This window comes from Chitinophaga japonensis (assembly GCF_007830125.1).
Lineage (GTDB): Bacteria > Bacteroidota > Bacteroidia > Chitinophagales > Chitinophagaceae > Chitinophaga > Chitinophaga japonensis.
This window is the reverse complement of record NZ_VLLG01000004.1, coordinates 841,914-861,721: the sequence shown is the minus strand read 5'-3', so window position 1 is coordinate 861,721 and position 19,808 is coordinate 841,914. Positions and strand designations below refer to the sequence as shown.

The following is a 19,808-nucleotide window of genomic DNA, read 5'->3' as shown; positions in this document are numbered from 1 at the left end:
TTGCAGCCACAAAGGTCAATAATTAATGGTGAATAATTAATAATTAATAATCGCGGGGCTGGAACTTCATTGAAACACTTGTGCAGCGTATATTATTAATTCTTAATTTTTAATTATTAATTATTAGGGCTTGCTGCCATCGCGCTGTTTGATATCGTTATTGTTCACGCCTTTTTTACGGCTTACGGAAGTTTTCAGTTGCCCGAACTTCCAGTTGAAGCTGATGCGGACCGCGCGGACCGGGTAGTAGAAAGTATGGGCGCGGTAGAACAGGGGGGCGCCGGTTTTGCTCCGCCAGGCTATTTCCTGCTGGAAGGGCTGGTCTATATGGAGGCCTGCCGTTGCTTTTTCCCGGAACAGGGACTTACGCAGGGTAAAGGTGCTGGTCACATATCCGGGGGTACGCCCCTGCAGGGTAGGCTGGCTGCTGTTGAGCTGCGCGGAGGCTTCGGCTTCCATCCCTTTTCCCAGGTCGTAGCCGGTGCTGGCATAGCTGCTGGCGCTCCAGCCGGTATTGTGCAGGCTGGCATAGCCGCGCAGCGCCGTGTACATTACCCGTAGGTTCACATGAAGGTTCCAGCGGGCCGTGGGCTGCCATCCCGTGCTCAGGTTAAAGCCCGTGGCGGACCGCCTGCCTATGTTGGCATAGGTGGAGGAGGTAAAGCCTTTCACGGTATCGATGGTCACATACGGCTCCATGGCATTGGTGGTAAGGGTGTGGTCTGCGCTGGCGGTCAGGCGTATCTCTTTCAGCAGGCCGTTATAGCGCAGGCCGAAAGTGTGGCTGAATTCCGGTTCCAGGTCCGGGTTGCCAAAGGTGATGTTGTTGGGATCACTGTCATCCACGTACGGGTTCAGGCTCCATACCCAGGGGCGCTGCAGGCGCCGGCTGTAGGAAAAGGCAATGGCCTGTTGCGCGTTCAGTGCAAGTGAAATATTAGCAGTAGGCACAAAGTTCAGATAATCATTGTCTAAGGACGTATTACCGGAAATAAAACGTGCATTTACGGAGGTGTGCTCCAGCCGGGCGCCCAGCAGCACGTTCAGCTTTTCCTTTACTTTAAACCGGTAGGTGGTGTAGAAGGCCAGCACATCCTGCCCGTAGTGGAATGCATTGGAGCGGCCGGGATTTTCCCGGAAGATGCCCGGTTCCTCCTTCACCAGTTGGGAAAAATCGCTTTCTATGGTGCGGAAAATAGCCTTGGCGCCGGTTTCCAGCAGTTGCTGATGCGGCAGCGGGTGGCTGTAATCCAACTGGATGGTGGTTTCCGTGTGCTGTTCATTATTGTTGTTGAAGAGCTGCACATATCCGCCCGGGTCATTGTTCTGTGTATTGTCGGAATGCAGGCTGTTATCGCCGGCGTTCAGGTTGAGGGACAGGCTCAGGGTGCGCGCCGGCTGCCGGAATTTTTTCTGGTAATCCAGCCCGGCGTCATAGCTGTTACGCCGGTATTTGGGGAAAGCGGTGTACTGGCCGGTTTGCAGCCGCTGCGCCAGGCTGTCGTGCAGCAGGTTTAGCTGCTGTGAGCGGGTGCTGTTGCGGCTGATGTCCACATTGCCGTATACGCTTAGGCTGCTGCTGCTGTCCAGGTCATAGCTCAGTTCCAGGTTGCCGTTCAGGGAAGAGCCGTCGAAGGTGCTGGTGCCGCTTTGCAGCAGGGTGGTGCGGTTGCCGGGCACATAACTTTCCAGCCTTCCGTCGGAGCGGCCTTTGTTGCGGTAGTAGTTGGCGCTCATGTAGCTGGCAATGCCGAGCTTCCCGGCCTTGATATTGAGCGTGCCGCCGCCGTAGGCAAAGCCCCGGGTATTGTAATTCCCGTACAGGGTACCGTTATGGCCGCTGAACTTTGGCCGGGTAATGATATTGATAATACCGGCGGCGCCTTCCGCATCATAGCGGGCCGACGGCTCGGTGATCACTTCTATGCTGTTGATGACGCTGGCCGGGAAGGAGTGCAGGGCCTCTGCCGGGTTCCGGGCTATTACGGAGGTGCTTTTGCCGTTTAGCAGCACTTTGAAGCTGCTGCTGCCTTTCAGGCGGATGTTGCCATCCGGGTCTACGGTGACCAGGGGTACCCGCCGGAGCATTTCCGCCGCTGAAAGGGCGTCTTTATTGAGGTCCTGTTCCACGTTGTAAACCAGGCGGTCGTCCTTTATTTCCAGCAGGGGCTTTTGCCCGGTTACGGTCACTGCCTGCAACTGCCGGGTGGCGGGCTGCAGGTAGGAGGTGGGCAGCGTATGGCGCGGATGCAGGGAGTCGGCGGTGAAAGCTTTTAGGAGCAGGGGCGTATAACCGTTGAGCCGGATGCTGATGGTGTACCGGCCCGGGCTTACCCCGGCAAGGCTGAAATGTCCCTGTTCATCTGTCAGGGTGTTCATCACCGGCCGGCGGCTGGCGGCCTGCAGCAGGGTAACAGTGGCATAGGCCAGCGGCTGGCGGGTGACGCTGTCTGCTACCTGGCCGGTAACGTGAATGGCTGCTGTATGCTGGGCATGGGCAAAAAAGGGGCAGGACAGGATGGTAAGCAGGGCGAGGATGCGGTTTTTCATTGGTTGATCACGATAGATTGCATAGTGGTTGATACGCGTTAGTGGAAAAATCTGGGTTTAGATGTTCATGTTGGTCAAGGGTCTTGCATTCGGGTTTTCATGAGTCGGTGCTTTGCTACAATAAACAGCATGCTAAAGTTAACGGAAGAATTGTTAAGATTTAACAAAAACTAAGAAATTAGTTTGGTTTTGATTGAAGAAAAAGTGCAGGGTGATGGCTTAATACATTGATAATCAGCCTTAAATTTGGTTGAAAAATATAATTTATTCACAGTTGTGTATAAATAAATAGGGTTTATCCGGCAGCCACCGTTAATTTACTGTTTGATTTGGACAAATAACCAATAGGCATTCAGCGAATCGTAATTATCTTTGACAGCTTAAAAAAATAAACCTGGAGCGACCGTGCGTTTAAAAACATTAGAAATCAAAGGCTTCAAAAGTTTTGCAGACAAAACCGTTCTGAATTTCGATGAAGGCATTACCGGGGTGATTGGACCGAATGGCTGTGGAAAGAGTAACATCATTGACTCCATCCGCTGGGTGATAGGAGAGCACAAGATCAGCAACCTGCGCTCCGAGAACCAGGCCGGCCTGGTATTTAACGGCTCCAAAAGCCGTTCCGCCAGCGGTATGGCAGAAGTGAGCCTCACTTTTGAGAATACACGCAATGTGCTGCCCACCGAGTTTACCACCGTTACCATTACACGTAAGTTCTATAAGAACGGCGACAGCGAGTACCGCCTGAATGATGTGGCCTGCCGCCTGAAAGATATCCATAACCTGTTCATGGACACCGGCGTAAGCACGGACTCCTATGCCATCATTGAACTGGGGATGGTGGACGATATCATCAAGGACAAGGAGAACAGCCGCCGCCGCATGCTGGAGCAGGCCGCCGGCATCTCCATCTACAAAACCCGTAAAAAGGAAGCCAAGACCAAGCTGGACGCCACGGAAGGAGACCTGAACCGTATCGAGGACCTCCTATTCGAGATCAATAACAACCTGAAGACCCTGGAAAGCCAGGCCCGCAAGGCGGAACGCTTTTACGAAGTAAAGAAGGAATACCGCGATATCAGCATAGAGCTGGCCAAAGCCGCCCTGGAAGGATTTAATATCACCTTCAGGGAGCTTTCGGAGCAGCAGCAGACCGAAACCGACCGGAAAATGGCCCTGGAAGCGGAGATCGCTACGGAAGAAGCGGCCGTGGAAGACGATAAGCTGCATTTTGTGGCCAAGGAAAGGGAGCTGCAGGTGCTGCAGAAGTCCTTTAACGAGCTGGTAGCCACCATCCGCACCAAGGAAAATGACAAGAACCTGGCCACCCAGCAACTGACCTACCTGCGCGAACGGGAAAAGAACCTGACCGATTTCCTGAACAACGCGGAAGGACAGCTCCAGGGACTGACGGACTCCATTGAATTTACCGGCAAACAGGTAGAGGAGGAGCAGGAAGTGTTCGACACCATGCAGGACGAACTGGAAACCCTGCACGACATGGTGGAGGAAAAGAAAGAACATTTCCACCAGAAAAAGCAAATGCTGGAAAACCTGCGCCGCGACCAGCAGCAATGGCAGCGCCAGCAGTTTGAGGCGGAAAAGAAAGTAGCCGTGGCCGATACCTCCGTGCAGAACCTGCAGCGCAGCATACAGCAGTTGCAGGAGGAAAAGACCAGCCGCCAGGGACAGATACAGCAACTGGAAGATGAAAAGGCCACCCTGCAGGATACCCTGGCCGAAAGCAAGGAAGCACTGGAGGAAATGGTGCGCTTCCAGGAAGAGACCAAAGGCAAGATACTGGCCACCCAGTCCGACATAGAAGGGCTGCGGGACCAACTGGTGGATGAGAACCGAACCCTGGACGCCAAAAAGAACGAATACGACCTGTTAAAATCGCTGGTGGACAGCCTGGAAGGCTATCCCGAAAGCATCAAGTTCCTGAAGAAGAACAATGAATGGAACAACAGGGCGCCCATCCTGTCGGACATATTTTTCTGTAAGGAAGACTACCGCACCTGTATTGAGAACCTGCTGGAGCCTTACCTGAACTATTACGTGGTAAACAACGCGGAGGAGGCCGTGCAGGCCATCCGCCTGCTGGACCTGCACAAGAAAGGCAAGGCCAACTTCTTTATACTGGACCAGTTCCACCACCAGGGCGGCAACCTCTTTACCCCGCCCGGCACCGTACCGGCGCTGGACGTGGTGGAAATAGACGAGCGCTATAAAGGACTGGGCAACTACCTGCTGGGCAAAGTGTTCATTGCGGAGGACATCAGCAGCATGGAATTTGACCAGGTAGCGGACCAGGATGCGCTGATCGTGGAAAAAAGCGGGCGCATGTACCGCGGCAAGTACAGCTTCAGCGGCGGCTCCGTAGGGCTGTTTGAAGGCAAAAAGCTGGGCCGCGCCAAGAACCTGGAAAAGCTGGACGCCGAGATCAAGGCGCTGGAAACCGTGGTGAGCGGCCTGCGCCAGCAGATACAGGACAAGCATAACGAAGTGCTGGGCTACAACAGCCAGCTCAATGAAAATAATATCAATAACGCCCGCGAGAAGATCAGCCAGTTGAACAACCAACTGTTTGCCCTGCAGAACCGTATTGAGAACTTCCACCACCTGATCGCCTCCGGCGATAAAAGGCTGGAGGAAATGACGCAGTCCCTGGCCACCAACCAGCAAAGCATTGCAGGTGTAAAGGATGAACTGGAAGGGCTCAACGAAAAGGTGCATGCCCTGCATGACGGCATCGTGGAGGCGGACCGGGCTTCCCAGGAAGCGGAACAGCAGTTTAACCAGGCCAATGTACAGTATAACAATCAGAACCTGCAGCATACCCGCCAGCACAGCAAGGTGCAGGCGCTGAAGCAGGAGCTGGAATTCAAGCGCAAGCAGCTCAGCGACCTGCATACCCAGATCACCAGCAACAAATCCCAACTGGAAGATGCCGTGGCCAATATTGAAGCCGCGCAGGAAAAGCTGGGCCACGCGGAGGACGGGCTGATAGACCTGTTCCGCCGCAAGGAGGAGGAAGAAAAGGCCCTGAACGAAAAGGACCAGGAATACTACAACTTCCGCAACCAGTTGAATGAAAAGGAAAGCACCCTGCGCGCCCGCCAGCGTGCCAAGGAACAACTGGAGCAGGCCCTGACCACTATCAAGGACAAGGTGAACGAGCTGAAGCTGCAACTGGCCTCCATGAAAGAAAGGCTGAGCGTGGAGTTCAAGGTGAACCTGGACGAGATACTGGACGACGCCCGCACCAGCACCCTTTCCGCAGACGAGCTGCAGGGCAGCGCAGAACGGCTGAAAAAACGCCTGGAGAACATGGGCGAGATCAACCCTACCGCCATAGAGGCCTTCCAGGAAATGAAGAAACGCTACGAGTTTATCCTGGAACAGAAGAACGACCTGGTGGCCGCCAAGGAATCGCTAATGGCCACTATACAGGAAGTGGAATCTACCGCCAACCAGAAATTCCTCGAAACCTTCAATACCGTAAAGGAGAACTTTATCCGCGTGTTCAAGGCCCTGTTTACCGAAGAAGACCAGTGCGACCTGATACTGGGCGACCCGGAGAACCTGGCCGAAACCAGCATAGAGATCATTGCCAAACCCAAAGGCAAGCGCCCGGCCGCCATCACCCAGTTGTCCGGTGGTGAAAAAACGCTGACCGCCACGGCGCTGCTGTTCGCCATCTACCTGATCAAACCCGCGCCCTTCTGTATCCTGGATGAAGTGGACGCCCCGCTGGATGATGCCAACGTGGGCAAGTTCACCAACATGATCCGCAAATTCTCCGATAATTCGCAGTTCATTATTGTTACGCACAACAAGCAAACCATGGCTGCGGTAGACGTGATCTACGGCGTAACTATGCAGGAGCCGGGGGTGAGCAAGCTGGTGCCGGTGGATTTCAGGAGCTTGAACTAAAGTGGAAAAAATTCTGGGAGGTAATGGAAAAAATTCCTATATTTGGGAAAGACTTTCATTATGATGTCGGCAAAAGCAAAAAGAACGGGCCCCGCTGCCCCCCGTAAAAGTACCCCGGCAGCCCATTCCCAAAGCAGCCAGGATAAGCCGGCTCCCGCTGCGGAGGCATCCGGCATCAGCCAGGCATTTAAAGACATCGATCTGAAGAACAATTATCAACTGGTCACCAAGGCCCTGAGCGGCGTGTACGCAGATACCTTCATCAAGTTCGTGGACCTGGCCAATATTTCCAGGAATGACCTTGCTGCCGCCATGAACATATCCGCCAAAACCATCAAGAACAAGCTTGCAGATAAAGCGCCCCTTGATCCCAACCAGGGAGAGCACCTCCTGAAGATCATCGCGCTTTTTGAAATGGGAGAGCAGGTATTCGGCGGCCTGGAAGGATTTAAACGCTGGCTTGAAAGACCCTTTTTCGGCAAAGCCCGGAAACCCGAAGATTTCATCAGAACCACAGGCGGCGTAGACCTGATCATGGACGAGCTGAAGCGCCTGGCTTACGGAGATGCCATTTAACCCCCGCCATGCAAGTATTCAGGATCGCCTACAAAGACTACGCTAAAGCATTGATCCCCTCCAAAGCCAATGGCCGCTGGGCCGCCGCCGGCAAAGCCGTGATCTATACGGCCGGCTCCATTGCCCTGGCCATGCTGGAAAACCTGGTGCGCCGGCAGGGACTGGGATTTAATGACGATTACCGCATTATGGTGATTGAAATACCCAACAGCCTGGAAATGCTGACCATTAAAACCAGCAGCCTGGAAGAGGGCTGGAATGATGTGCTGGACTATTCAAAATGCCAGCCCGCCGGCCACCGCTGGTATGATGAGGCCCGGTACCCGGTCATGAAAGTGCCCTCCGCCATTGTTCCGCTGGAGTATAATTATGTACTGAACGTTAATCATGCGGATTTCAGTAAAGTAAAACTTATTGACGTAGCAGGTTTCATTCCCGATCCCAGGATTGAAGCAATGCTGAAAGGAACAGAGAAGGGCTGATCTGCTGTTTTGTTTTATAGCATATTATTCAGTCCCAGGTACTGTAGCAGCATAATGGTCTTCGCATCCCTGATCTGACCATTTGTTATCATCTGCATGGCTTCATCAAAGGGAAGCTCCAGCACTTCAATATCTTCCTGCTCATGTTCCAGGCCTCCGCCGCTGTTCACTTTCATATGGCTGGTATACTCTGCAATGAAGAAATCCAGGATCTCCGTTACGGAACCAGGTGACATATACGCTTCAAATATTTTACGGACTTCCGTTATATGGTACCCGGTTTCCTCCGCTGCTTCTCTTTTGATACAATCCTCCGGGTTATCATTGTCCAATAACCCGGCGCAGGCCTCTATCAGCATACCGCCCGGGTTGCCGTTGATGAAAGAAGGCAGGCGGAACTGCCTGGTTAGCACAACAGTGCCCTGCGCCCTGTTATATAATAGAATGGCAGCGCCATTGCCCCTGTCATAGGCTTCACGGGCATGTGTTTTCCAGCATCCGTCCCGGTCTTTATAATCGTACGTTATTTTCTTTAGTACGTACCAATTATCCGACAGGATCTCCTCGCTTTTTATTTTTATTTCCGGGTCCATAAAATGATTATATTTGATCGATTATGATTATTTTGATCAAATATACTGTTTATTATGGGATTCCCGGAACGAAAGAAAAGAATTTTAAATGCCCTGGAAAGTGCGGATAGCCTGGATGTACGCCAGCTCTCAGCACAGTTGGATATATCGCCTGTTACCATCCGGCGTGATCTTCAGCTATTGGCGGATGAAGGATTGTTGATAAGAACGCATGGGGGAGCCATGAAAGCGGCGTCCAGACATCCTTTTACCGCTTTTTTGGATAAGGCCACGGTAATGCCGGATAAGAAGCGGCAGATCGGGAAGCTAGCCGCTTCCCTTGTGCAGGAGGGAGATACTATTTTTCTGGATTGCGGAAGCACGGTATTTTGCATGTGTGAGCATTTAAAGAGGATACCGGGCCTCAGGATTATAACCAATTCGCTTCCGGTTGTTGCGGAATTTATGGAGGTGGATCAGGTGCAGGTCAATTTAATTGGCGGAGAGATAGATAAAGCGCGAAAGGCCGTACATGGCCAACAGGCGGTGCTGCATATTGATAGCTACCATGCGGCAAAAGCTTTCATTGGTGTGGACGGGCTTTCAGCAAACAGGGGCCTTACCGCTTTCAGTGAAAAAGAAGCTGCTATCAGCAAGGCGATGAGCAGGAATGCGGACCTTGTGTACCTGCTTTGCGACTCTTCCAAGATCGGGAAAGACAGCTACTTCAAATTTGCGCCGCTTTCTGTATTCAATTTTTTAATAACTGATAAGGAGATTCCTGCGCAGCAGGTAAAGGCCTTAAAGGCGAAGCATGTAGAGATAATGCCCTAAAATTTGAATATTCCCTTCCCGTATGTTATTTTAGTTCTTTGCAATCGATTTTATAAATGAAGAACTGGTACCACGCCCGCTACCTGTTAGCCGCTGCCCTGCTAACAGCATCCTGTCAATCCAACCCGCCTGCCCGGAAAGACAAACCGCAGGAAGACTCGCTGGCCATGCGCGAAAAATATGCAGCATCGCCTGTACTGGACGCTGCTGCCGCTATTGAGCATATGCAGGTGGAAGAGGGAATGCAGGTGCAACTGGTGGCGGGAGAGCCGGATGTGTTTGTGCCGGTGGCCATGACCTTTGACGAAAAAGGCCGGATGTGGGTGGTGGAAATGATGGGCTATATGCCCGATACCTCCGGCACCGGGGAAGACATGCGCAACGGCAAGGTGGTGATACTGGAAGATACGGACCATGACGGCAGGGTGGACAGCCGTAAGGTATTCCTGGACTCGCTGGTGCTGCCCAGGGCCGTTTGCCTGGTAGAGAACGGGGTACTGTTGGCAGAGCCGCCCAAACTGTGGTTCATAGAAAATAATGACGACCATCCCGGTAAAAAGACGCTGGTAGATGATAAATACACGGAAGGCGGCAACGTGGAGCACCAGCCCAACGGCCTGCTCCGCGCTATGGACAACTGGATCTACAACGCCAAATCGGATAAGCGTTACCGTAAGTCGGGCAATAAATGGCTGATAGAGCATACCCATTTCCGGGGGCAGTGGGGCATTACCCAGGACAATTACGGCCGCCTGTTCTACAATAATAATTCAGAGAACCTGCTGGGCGATTACTTCAGTCCCGGCCTGGGCGCCAATAATCCCCAGCAGCGCAGCGTATCCGGTTATGATGAGAACATCGTGCCGGACAACCGGGTGTTTCCCATCCGGGCCACGCCGGGCGTGAACAGGGGCTACATGAAAGGGATACTGGACGACAGCCTGCGACTGGTGAACTTTACCGCAGCCTGCGGCCCGGTGGTGTACCGGGGCGGCCTGCTGGGCGCGGCCTATGCCGGCAATGCTTTTGTTGCGGAGCCCTCCGCCAACCTCATCAAACGCAACCTGCTGCAGGACAGCGGCTATATTGTGACCGGGCGCCAGGCTTACCACGGGCATGAGTTCCTGGCCAGCACGGACGAGCGCTTCCGCCCGGTAAACCTGTACACCGGTCCCGATGGCGCGCTGTACATACTGGACATGTACCGCGGCATTATCCAGCACAAGACCTACCTGACGCCTTACCTGCGGAACGAGATCAGGGCGCGGAACCTTACCCAGCCGCTCAACTGCGGCCGCATTTACAGGGTAGCACCCAAAGAAGCCAAAAACATACAGCCGGTAACGTTACCTGGCGATCCGGCCGGGCTGCTGGCCCTGCTGGACCATCCCAACGGCTGGGTGCGCGACCGCGCGCAGCAAATGATCGTAGACCATCATTATACTACACTGGCGCCGCAATTGCGTGAAAAACTGCAGCAGGAGCAAAAGCCCTGGGGCCTGTTGCATGCCCTGTGGACCCTGGAAGGGCTGGGGCAACTGCAACTGGCGGATGTGGAAACCGTGCTGCTGCAGGCCAACCCTTACCTGAAAATACAAGCCCTGGCAGCTATGCCGGCCGTGATCAAGCCCGGGCAGGCGGACCAGGCGCTGGCGCTGATCACCCCCCTGCAGCAGAATGTGCTGCTGGCGCCTTCCGTAGCGCTGCTGCTCCCATCTATCAAACAGGTGAATGCCAAAGCCGCCGCGCAATTGCAGACCGAACTGCTGCACCGCTATGCTGACGACCGCTATGTAGCGGACGCCATTATCAGCAATATGGCCGGGCATGAACAGGAGCTGCTGCAGCAGCTTATGCAGTGGAATACGGATACCAGCCTGGTGATACACCGCCACCTGGAGAAAGTGCTAAAGAATATTGCCAACCAGCGCAAAGCCAGCCACAATGCCAGCCTGCAAAAGGAATACCCGCGTGGCGCCATGCTGTTTAAAAACGTGTGCCAGACCTGCCACGGCGCAGATGGTGAAGGCATCCAGTCCCTGGCGCCGCCCCTTAACCAGTCGCAGTGGGTGAACGGCGACAAGCACAAGCTCATTGCCATCGTGCTGTACGGGCTGCATGGCCCGGTATCTGTGAACGGCAAGGTATACCAGGCTCCGGAGATAAGCGGGGAGATGCCGGGTATCGGCAGTAACGACGAATTCTCAGATGGCGATATTGCGCAGGTGATCAGCTACATCCGCAATGCCTGGAGCAACCGCTCGGACAAGGTAACGGAAAAGGACGTACAGCAGGTACGCCAGCAGTATAAGGGCAGGGTGAAGCCGTTTACGGAACAGGAGTTGAAATAAAGAATGTAAAATGTAAAATCTCAAATGTAAAATGTAAAAGGTAGTGGAAGCATGTAGCTAAAGTAATACTGCCTTGTTGAAATATGCCCGCCAACTTTTACATTTGAAATTTAGCATTTTACATTTTTGTAAACGCAATGCGGTCCCCGTATGCAATATGGTATTTATCGCAGAAGCCTGCATTCACTTCCACCACGTACATCGCCTTTTTAAAGGAAGGTAGGCTTTCCTCGGAAAGGGGCGTGGCGTATTTCTGGATGGAGACGATCTCCTTGTTCTCATCCACATAGATAATATCCAGCGAGATATAGGTGTTCTTCATCCAGAAGGATTGTTCTTCCGCTTCGGAGAAGATGAACAGCATGCCCTGGTCGTCCGTCATGGATTTACGATTCATCAGGCCCTGGGCTCTTTCATCGTCCGACTCTGCCAGCTCTATGTTTATTTTGCGGATTGTGTCCTGGCTGGTTTTGCTGATGAAGTACAGCTCGCCCTCTTTTTTAAATTGAGGACCATTGTCTGCAACAAGGGCTGACGTGTCGGCGGTTCCATTGCCGGCGGTATTTCCCGTGCGATCGCCGCAGCCGGCAGTGTACAGGACAAACACCATGTTAAGGAACCATTTGGAAGTAGTGAACAACATTTTTGGCGATCTCATGACCCTGAAGTTAGGAAAGTTTTATATTTTTATTCAGTACCTGCTAAAATTCCACGACCATGCAACGCAGAGATTTCCTGAAGACTTCCGCCCGGGCGGGGCTTGTCTATTCCGCTTTACCTTTGCTGCCCTCCCTGCAACGTACGGCCGCTTACAAGCTAGCGCTGATCGGCTCCGGCTGGTGGGGCATGAATATTTTACGCAGCGCCTTACAGCACGGCGGCTGCAAGCTCACCGCCATTTGCGATGTGGACACCCGGCAGATGGATGCCGCCCTGCAAACCATCCGTACCCTGACGGCCGACCGGCCCAAAACGTATGGCGATTACCGTGAGCTGCTGCACCGGGAAAAGCCGGAGATCGTGATCGTGGCTACGCCGGACCACTGGCATCCGCTGATCGCTATTGCGGCCATGCAGCAGGGCGCGCACGTGTACGTGGAGAAACCCGTTTGCCATACCATTAACGAAGGCAAGGCCATGGTGAAAGCTGCGCGGCAGTACGACAGGACGGTGCAGGTAGGCACGCACCGGCGGGTATCGCCGCATAATATATCCGGCATGGAGTTTCTCCGGTCCGGTAAGCTGGGAGAAATAGGGATGGTACGGGCATTTGTGCATTACCCCGGCGGCCCGGGCAAGCTGGTGCCGGACCAGGAGCCGCCACCCGGCCTTAACTGGGACATGTGGTGCGGTCCTGCGCCTTTACGGCCTTTCAATCCCACCATTCATCCCAAAGGTTTCCGCGCCTACCTGGATTATGCCAACGGGCAGTTGGGCGACTGGGGCATTCACTGGATGGACCAGGTACTGTGGTGGACCGAAGAAAAATACCCGCGCAGGATCTTTTCCTCCGCCAACCGTTTCATTAAGAAGGACAACACGGATGCACCGGATACCCAGAACGTGATCTATGAATTCGAGTCCTTCACGGCTACCTGGGAGCACCGGCTGTATGCCGGCAATGAAGCGGAACGGACCAATGTAGGCTGTTATTTCTACGGCACGGAAGGCACCTTCCATATGGGCTGGCTGGATGGCTGGACCTTTTACCCTTCGGATAAAAATAAATCGATCATCCACGAAGCGCCCAAACTGCACAAACCTGATGAGCAGAACATACCGGAGCTATGGGCTGATTTTATGCAGGCCATTGCGCAAAAGCGCTCCCCGGTTTGTGATATCGCTATCGGGCAGCGCTCTACCAATATGAGCCTGCTGGGCATGCTGTCCGCAAAGCTGGGCCGCAGCATTGAATGGGATGGGGAAAAAGAGCAGGTGAAAAACGACGATGCCGCCAACCAGTTGCTGCAAAGGCAGTACAGGGGAGAGTGGGAGTACCCGGTTTAATTTGCCAATAATTCCTCGTCAGAGAAAACCTCGTCCGTATAATCCTTTATCTCGTTATAAACGGTGTCCCTTTCTACCGGCCTTCTGCCCGCCTGTTTGATGAGCATGGCCAGTTGGGCGGTGTTCATGGACGGGTGCTGCTCTTCGGCGCCGGCCATGGAATATATTTTGGTGGTATCGTCTATAGTGCCGTCCAGGTCATTTACGCCGAAGGACAGGGTGAGTTGGGCGGTGCTTCTGCCCAGCATGGGCCAGTAGGCCTTCAGGTGGGAGAAGTTGTCCATATATAGCCGGGCTATGGCGTACATGCGCAGGTCCTCTATAACAGTGGATTCCGGGATGTGGGACATTTCATTGTCCTTGTTCCTGAACTTGAGCGGTATAAAGGTGTTAAAGCCGTGCGTTTCATCCTGCAACTGCCGCAGGCGTTCCATATGATCTATACGGTGGCCGTAATTTTCTATATGGCCGTACAGCATGGTGGCGTTGGTGACCATGCCCAGTTGGTGGGCGGTACGGTGTATGTGCAGCCAGCCATCCGCATCTACCTTGTCATGGCATATCTGTGCGCGTATGGCCGGGTCAAATATCTCGGCGCCGCCGCCCGGCATGGATTGCAGGCCGGCCTCGTGCATGATGCGCATGCCTTCTTCCACGCTTACTTTGGCCTTGCGGAACATATAATCCAGCTCCACGGCGGTAAAGCCTTTGATATGCAGATCCGGGCGGTGCGCTTTTATTTTGCGCATCAGCTCACAGAAGAACTCCAGGTTCATTTTAGGATGCACGCCGCCTACAATATGCACTTCGGTTACGGGCTGGCCGTCGTAACCTTTTACAATGTCCAGCATCTGGTCTATGCTCAGCTCCCAGCCTTCTTCCCGGTGTTTGTACAGGCGGGAGTAGGCGCAGAACTTGCAGGCAAATACGCAGACGTTGGTGGGCTCTATATGAAAGTTGCGGTTAAAATAGGTCTTGTGCCCGTGCATGCGCTCCCTGACGGCATTGGCCAGGGCGCCCAGCAGGCCCGGCTCTCCTTTTTCAAACAGGGTGATGCCGTCTTTCGGCGTCAGGCGTTCCTGCGCCAGCACTTTTTCTCCTATGGTCCGTAAAGCAGTGTCCAGCCCGGGTTGTTGCAGCAGTGTCTCAACAGCAGGATGATCGGTTCGTCTCATTGTCATTGTACCTTGATTATTTTAACGGTCTTTGTCCTGTTCCTGTAAATTAACGTTACAAAATAAACACCATTTGGCGCATTTACCAAATCAAAGGTGAGACGGTTGCTGCTGTCAAGGGTGCTGGCGGACTGCCGTGCCAGGAGCTGCCCGGCGGTGTTAAAGAGCGCCACGGCATCCAGGTCTTCCGGTGGGGTGAGGAAGGTCACCAATACCTGACTGCTGGTGGGATTGGGTGTTACGGTGAAGCCCTGTTCCTTCAGGTAAGGGTTGACGGTTTTGGAAACGATGTTGATATTATCCAGGTAGATATTGTTCTCGAAATTGGAAATGTTGCGGAACACCAGCCGGAACTGCCCGAAGCGGATAAAACGGGTCAGGTTCACGGAGTCCCTGCGCCATTCGCTGGCAGCAGGTATAAATTCTTCAGCGGTAGGCGTGGTACGGGTGACGAGGTTGGGACCCCATTTGCCATACACGCTGTCCAGCGTTTGCCCGCAATCCGTGGTGACCAGCACCTGCAGTGAGTCCCAGGGATTATTCACCGCCGTGAGGCTGGACTGTACAGCCGCTGCTACATCAAAGAACAGGAATACGGAGTCGTAGCCCTGCACATTGATCACAGGGGAATAGAGGTCGTCTATAGCGCCGTTGGTGGCGTAGCCCAGGTTGCGTATCACGATGGACTGGCTGCCGGACCTGGCGGCGTCCCGGGTCAGCTCCCAGGTAAAGCTGTTGTCGGGATTCCAGAGATCCCAACTGCTGTCCGGCGGCAGGATGCTTTCTTCAAAGCCTTCAGCCAGGGGCAGGGTAGCGGGGGTATAGTAGCGGAAGCTGTCCAGGGCGGTATCATTTTCCGGCGCTTCATCTGCCACCCCGTTGGGCAGGGTAGTATAGGCGGTAATGATATGGGAGCCATCGCCGGCGGTACCAGCCGGCAGCGCTACGGAGGTTTGCGCCAGGGCGGCCAGGGAGCCGGTCCAGTTGAAGGATTGTGGTGTGCCGCCGTCCACCTGGTAGCTGATCTGTACGGATTGCAGGGTTTGCGTGCCCCTGTTCTTGAGCGTTACCACCGGCGTAAAACCGGGGTCGCAGATCTGCGCCTGCGGCGTGCTGATGCTGGTGATGCCAGCGTCATTCGCCTTCAGGTTCACCGGCAGGCAGCCATCGGAGCTGAGCAGGGAGGTGCGCAGGTTGTCCAGTACAAAGCGCATACGGGTGGCCTGTCCGGTGGTAAACAGGTGCATGCAGGCGTCGTCCGTATAATCCATATAGTTCATGAACATAAAGCCCGGAGCCGTGCTGGTGCAGATATCCGTTTGCGGAAAGGAGGGACAGCCATAGGTGCGCGTGCCCTGCAGGGGGGTATCGTCCACGCCGTCGTCCTGGGTACAGCGGGCCGTGGAGCCGCTGCCATCATCATCGCCCCAGATATGGCGCAGGTTAAAGTAGTGGCCCACTTCGTGGGTGGCGGTACGGCCGCCGTTAAAGGGAGCGCTAGCGGTGCCGGTAGTGCCGAAGGCGGAGTACAGCACCACTACGCCCTGCTCTGCATCCGGGAAGGCGCTGCCCGGAGGGGTGGCCACGCCCAGGTAGCTGTTGGACAGCTCGCATACCCAGATATTCAGGTAACGGTCGGGGTCCCAGGCATCGGAACCGCCGCTGGCCGTATATTTTACTTCATAAGCTGCATTGGTGCCGGCATTAAAGGGGGCATGATTGCTGGCTACCCGCACGATGCCGGTGGCAGGATCACCGTCCGGCGTGCGCTGCGCCAGGCAAAAGGTAATGCCGGTATTGCCGATCAGCTCTTTCCAGGCATCCGGTACGCTGACGGTGTCCGGGTTGGTGCCGGTGTAGTCCGCGTTCAGCACGGCTACCTGGGAAGCCACCTGTGCGTCGGTCACGATGGAAGGATCGGGCAGCACGATGTGCACCACTACGGGAATGGTAACGTCCGGGCCGGCGGCGCCGCGCAGCAGTTGCTGTTGGGAAAGGGCCTGCTGCAGGCGCAGCTCCAGCGCTTCGCGTTGTTGCTGCAGGTAAGGGAACTCCCTGATCTTATTACGAATAGCATCTTCCGTGGCGCAGGTACGTTGTGCCTGCAACGGCAGGAGGTATGATAAGCATAGGAGCAACAGGGTAAACGTACGCAATAGTTTCTGTTTTATGGTTACTATCTGACATCACAAGATACAAGTTAAAACGTGAATCCTGCAATATGAATCGATGAACAGCAGTTGTGGGTCGTTAACCCCTTATAAAAGCGCGCCTGCAATACATCCGCACATCAGGCAGGCAATGGTGCCGCCTACCAGGGCCTTTACGCCCAGCTCCGTCAGGTTCCGCCGCTGGTTGGGCGCAAGCTGGCTGATGCCGCCTATCTGTATGCCGATGGAGGCAAAGTTGGCGAACCCGCAAAGCGCATAAGTGGCTATCAGCAGGGATTTAGGGTCCTGTATGAGGTTGGCGGCCTTCATATTACCCAGGGAAACGTAGGCCACAAACTCGTTCAGGATGGTTTTTTCCCCCAGGAGCTGCCCCACGGACACCATGTCCTGCTGCGCCACGCCGATCAGCCAGGCTACCGGGGCAAACACATAGCCCAGTATCATCTGCAGGGACAGCTCCTGGTAGCGCCCGCCGGTAGCGCTGGCCACCTGGCTGTTCAGCTCAGTGATACCGCCCACCCATCCCATGAGGGCATTGGCCACGTACATGATGGCGGTAAACACCAGCAGCATGGCGCCTACGTTCACGGCCAGCTTCAGGCCGTCCGTAGTGCCCAGGGAAAGTGCGTCCAGGAAATTGTCGCCCAGCTTTTCCTTAGACACCACGAGCTCCTTGGAAAGCTGTTCTTTGTTCGTTTGCGGGAATAATATCTTGGACACCACAATGGCCGCCGGCGCACTCATAATGGACTGGCTGAGCATGTGCAGGGCAAAGTAGTTCTGCTGCACCGGGTCCGTGCCGCCCAGCATGCCCACGTAGGCCGCCAGCACGCTGCCGGCGGTATTGGCCATGCCGCCGATCATGATACAGAGGATCTCCGAGCGGTTCATGGCTTCCAGGTAGGGACGGATCATCAGCGGCGCTTCCGTTTGCCCCAGGAATATATTGGCGGCGGTAGACAGGCTTTCCGCGCCGGATATATTCAATTTGTTGAGCAGGTACGCGAACACATATACGATCTTCTGCAGCACCCCCAGGTAGTACAGGATAGAGGATAGCGCCGCAAAGAAAATGATGTTGGGCAGTACCTGCACGGCAAAGATATAGGCCCAGTTGCCGCTGGGGTCCGCCAGGTTGCCGAATATGAACTCCGTGCCTTTGTGGCTCAGGTTGATCAGGTCTACAAAAGCGCCGGATATCTTTTGCAGGATGATAGGGAAGATGTCCGGCGGGCATAATTTCGTATATACGGCTACGGTAAGCACCAGGCACATGGCCAGTATGCTCCACTTGATCAGCTCTATTTTGTCCCGTTTGAACAGCAGCCATAACAGCAGCCAGAGCAGGCCAAAGCTGAGCGTAATGGCCAGGTTGGGCAGCCGGAACTGCGTGCTGCGGATAATGCCGAGGAAGAATACCAGCAGCACGCCTACGGCCAGTATAATGCTCACTGCGTCTGCATGCAGCGGTTTTTCCTTTACCCGCTTCAGCCGGTTAAACACGGTATACAGCGCAATTACGCCAAAGGCCAGCCAGAACACCGGCTGGTCGCCTATACGGGTGTTCAGCACGCCCATGGCAAACATGATCTGGGCAAAAACGCCCATGCCTACCAGCTTCCAGTCCACCGCCCGGCGGTTGTTGCTCAGGAGATAGCAAACAGCAATCAGAAATACCATGCCTATGCCGCCACGCAGCAGGTTATACCAATGAAAAGACATATTTAGATTTAGATAGCATTAAACAAATCCGCAGCGAATAAAAACGGAAAATACATGATTCAGCAATTAGTTGTTGCCCGGCTCCCGGTTTTTACAACAAAAATGGCATAAATTATAACATATATTATATTTGTTGCATAATTACGATCCTATCACCTATTGAACGAGATATCCATGAAGGTTGCACTGATCGAGCTGGGGGGCTCGCATGTGGAGTGTATGCATGCACAGGTATTATTTTTACAACAGCAACTACGCTATCGTAATCTCCTTATCCAAATACACATCCTGCACGGCCTGCAGCAGCGCTACGCCTTCTTTGAAGGGGCGCTGGAAGGCTTTGCGGCCCAGGATAAGCCCGGTGCCGCCCGCACGTTTGTTGATGATGGCCGCGCGTAGCGCTTCTGTAAGGTCTTTTTCCCCTTGGGATTCCCCGCCGGAGTTGATCAGCCCTATGCGGCCGGCATACCCGTTCAGCACCTGGTAGCGGCACAGGTCTATGGGATGCGTGGTGGTAAGCTGGTCATACATGGCCGGGTGGGATTTCCCGAACTGTATGGCGGTAAAGCCGCCGTTGGTTTCCGGCAGCTTCTGCTTTACCAGGTCTGCCTGTATGGTGGCGCCCAGGTGGTTAGCCTGCCCCGTGAGGTCGGCGGCGGTATGATAGTCTTTGCCATCCTTTACAAATGCTTTATTACGGGTGTAGCACCACAGGATGGTGGCCATGCCCAGCGCATGGGCCTCTTCAAAAGCCTGCGCTACTTCCACGATCTGCCGGGAAGATTCCGGGCTGCCGAAATAGATGGTAGCGCCCACGGCCGCCGCGCCCAGGTTCCAGGCCTCCCGCACGGAGCCGAACATCACCTGGTCATATTTGGTGGGATAGGAGAGCAGCTCGTTATGATTGATCTTTACTATAAAAGGTATCTTATGGGCATAGGTGCGGGAAAACAGGGCCAGGTTGCCAAAGGTGGTAGTCACGGCATTGCAGCCGCCTTCCACCGCCAGCTTCAGTATATTTTCGGGATCAAAGTAGATGGGATTGGGCGCAAAGGCGCTGCCTGCGCTGTGCTCTATATCCTGGTCTACCGGCAGTATGGAGGCGTAACCGGTGCCGGCCAGCCGGCCGTGCCGAAAAATGGCGCCCAGGCTCCGCAATACCTGCGGGGAGCGGTTGCTGGGCAGGAAGATATTCTCAAAGAAAGTAGGGCCGGGCAGGTGTAGCTGCTCCTTGGGAATGGCCTTGCAGGTATGGTGCAGCAGGTCCTGCAATTCATTTTCGGGAAAGTGTTGCGTGAGTGTTTGCTGTTGCATGGGCGTACCGTTTAGCTGTAAGGAAGCTACAAAAATTAGTCCGGTTGCCCGCTGCCCCATAAAACAGCAAGGTCCCGGAACTTTGCCGGGACCTTGTACTGCCGTTGATGTAAACTAT

General features: G+C 54.3%; 13 protein-coding genes. 6 read left to right on the top strand and 7 right to left on the bottom strand.

What is annotated here, in order from left to right; translation table 11 throughout:
* Window positions 1-123: 123 nt before the first annotated feature.
* Window positions 124-2,550, bottom strand: coding sequence for a TonB-dependent receptor domain-containing protein (locus tag LX66_RS20625; RefSeq protein ID WP_145717066.1), 2,427 nt, complete (start codon window positions 2,548-2,550; stop codon window positions 124-126).
* A gap of 405 nt (window positions 2,551-2,955) precedes the next feature.
* On the opposite strand from LX66_RS20625, the gene smc reads away from it, so the two are divergent.
* The 3 genes from smc to LX66_RS20610 are packed head-to-tail and all read left to right on the top strand — an operon-like array spanning window position 2,956 to window position 7,544.
* Window positions 2,956-6,486: a chromosome segregation protein SMC gene (smc, locus tag LX66_RS20620; protein WP_145717064.1), complete on the top strand. Its 3,531-nt coding sequence runs from the start codon at window positions 2,956-2,958 to the stop codon at window positions 6,484-6,486.
* 42 nt (window positions 6,487-6,528) lie between these two features.
* Complete coding sequence (locus LX66_RS20615; RefSeq protein ID WP_145717062.1) at window positions 6,529-7,062, top strand: antitoxin Xre-like helix-turn-helix domain-containing protein; 534 nt, start codon at window positions 6,529-6,531, stop codon at window positions 7,060-7,062.
* Window positions 7,063-7,070: 8 nt separating this feature from the next.
* Window positions 7,071-7,544: an RES family NAD+ phosphorylase gene (locus LX66_RS20610; protein WP_145717060.1), complete on the top strand. Its 474-nt coding sequence runs from the start codon at window positions 7,071-7,073 to the stop codon at window positions 7,542-7,544.
* Between the two features lie 14 nt (window positions 7,545-7,558).
* Here LX66_RS20610 and nudK read toward each other — a convergent pair whose 3' ends face one another.
* On the bottom strand, window positions 7,559-8,137 hold the full coding sequence (gene nudK / locus LX66_RS20605; protein ID WP_145717058.1) for a GDP-mannose pyrophosphatase NudK: 579 nt from the start codon (window positions 8,135-8,137) through the stop codon (window positions 7,559-7,561).
* A 54-nt stretch (window positions 8,138-8,191) separates the two neighbouring features.
* On the opposite strand from nudK, the gene LX66_RS20600 reads away from it, so the two are divergent.
* Together LX66_RS20600 and LX66_RS20595 are read left to right on the top strand one after the other, a co-directional pair.
* Window positions 8,192-8,950, top strand: a complete 759-nt coding sequence (locus LX66_RS20600) for a DeoR/GlpR family DNA-binding transcription regulator (protein WP_145717057.1) — start codon at window positions 8,192-8,194, stop codon at window positions 8,948-8,950.
* A 56-nt stretch (window positions 8,951-9,006) separates the two neighbouring features.
* Window positions 9,007-11,301, top strand: a complete 2,295-nt coding sequence (locus LX66_RS20595; RefSeq protein WP_145717055.1) for a DUF7133 domain-containing protein — start codon at window positions 9,007-9,009, stop codon at window positions 11,299-11,301.
* Window positions 11,302-11,419: 118 nt separating this feature from the next.
* Here the strand turns inward: LX66_RS20595 and LX66_RS20590 are convergent, their stop codons facing one another.
* Window positions 11,420-11,959, bottom strand: coding sequence for a DUF192 domain-containing protein (locus tag LX66_RS20590; protein ID WP_244620473.1), 540 nt, complete (start codon window positions 11,957-11,959; stop codon window positions 11,420-11,422).
* 59 nt (window positions 11,960-12,018) lie between these two features.
* Between LX66_RS20590 and LX66_RS20585 the strand changes: the two genes are divergently transcribed.
* Window positions 12,019-13,308 carry a Gfo/Idh/MocA family protein gene (locus tag LX66_RS20585; protein ID WP_145717053.1) on the top strand — a complete coding sequence of 430 codons (1,290 nt, stop codon included), beginning with the start codon at window positions 12,019-12,021 and terminating at the stop codon, window positions 13,306-13,308.
* Here LX66_RS20585 and mqnE read toward each other — a convergent pair.
* From mqnE to LX66_RS20565, 4 genes are all read right to left on the bottom strand, one after another.
* Window positions 13,305-14,489 carry an aminofutalosine synthase MqnE gene (gene mqnE / locus LX66_RS20580; protein WP_145717051.1) on the bottom strand — a complete coding sequence of 395 codons (1,185 nt, stop codon included), beginning with the start codon at window positions 14,487-14,489 and terminating at the stop codon, window positions 13,305-13,307. The genes LX66_RS20585 and mqnE overlap by 4 nt on opposite strands.
* Window positions 14,486-16,591 (bottom strand): M43 family zinc metalloprotease, encoded by a 2,106-nt coding sequence (locus LX66_RS20575; RefSeq protein ID WP_145717049.1) that lies wholly within the window; start codon window positions 16,589-16,591, stop codon window positions 14,486-14,488. The genes mqnE and LX66_RS20575 overlap by 4 nt, the downstream gene beginning before the upstream one ends.
* A gap of 150 nt (window positions 16,592-16,741) precedes the next feature.
* Window positions 16,742-18,376: a NupC/NupG family nucleoside CNT transporter gene (locus tag LX66_RS20570; protein ID WP_145717047.1), complete on the bottom strand. Its 1,635-nt coding sequence runs from the start codon at window positions 18,374-18,376 to the stop codon at window positions 16,742-16,744.
* A gap of 252 nt (window positions 18,377-18,628) precedes the next feature.
* The gene (locus LX66_RS20565; protein ID WP_145717045.1) at window positions 18,629-19,690 is read right to left on the bottom strand and encodes a class I fructose-bisphosphate aldolase; all 1,062 of its coding nucleotides are present in this window, start codon (window positions 19,688-19,690) and stop codon (window positions 18,629-18,631) included.
* Window positions 19,691-19,808: the final 118 nt, after the last annotated feature.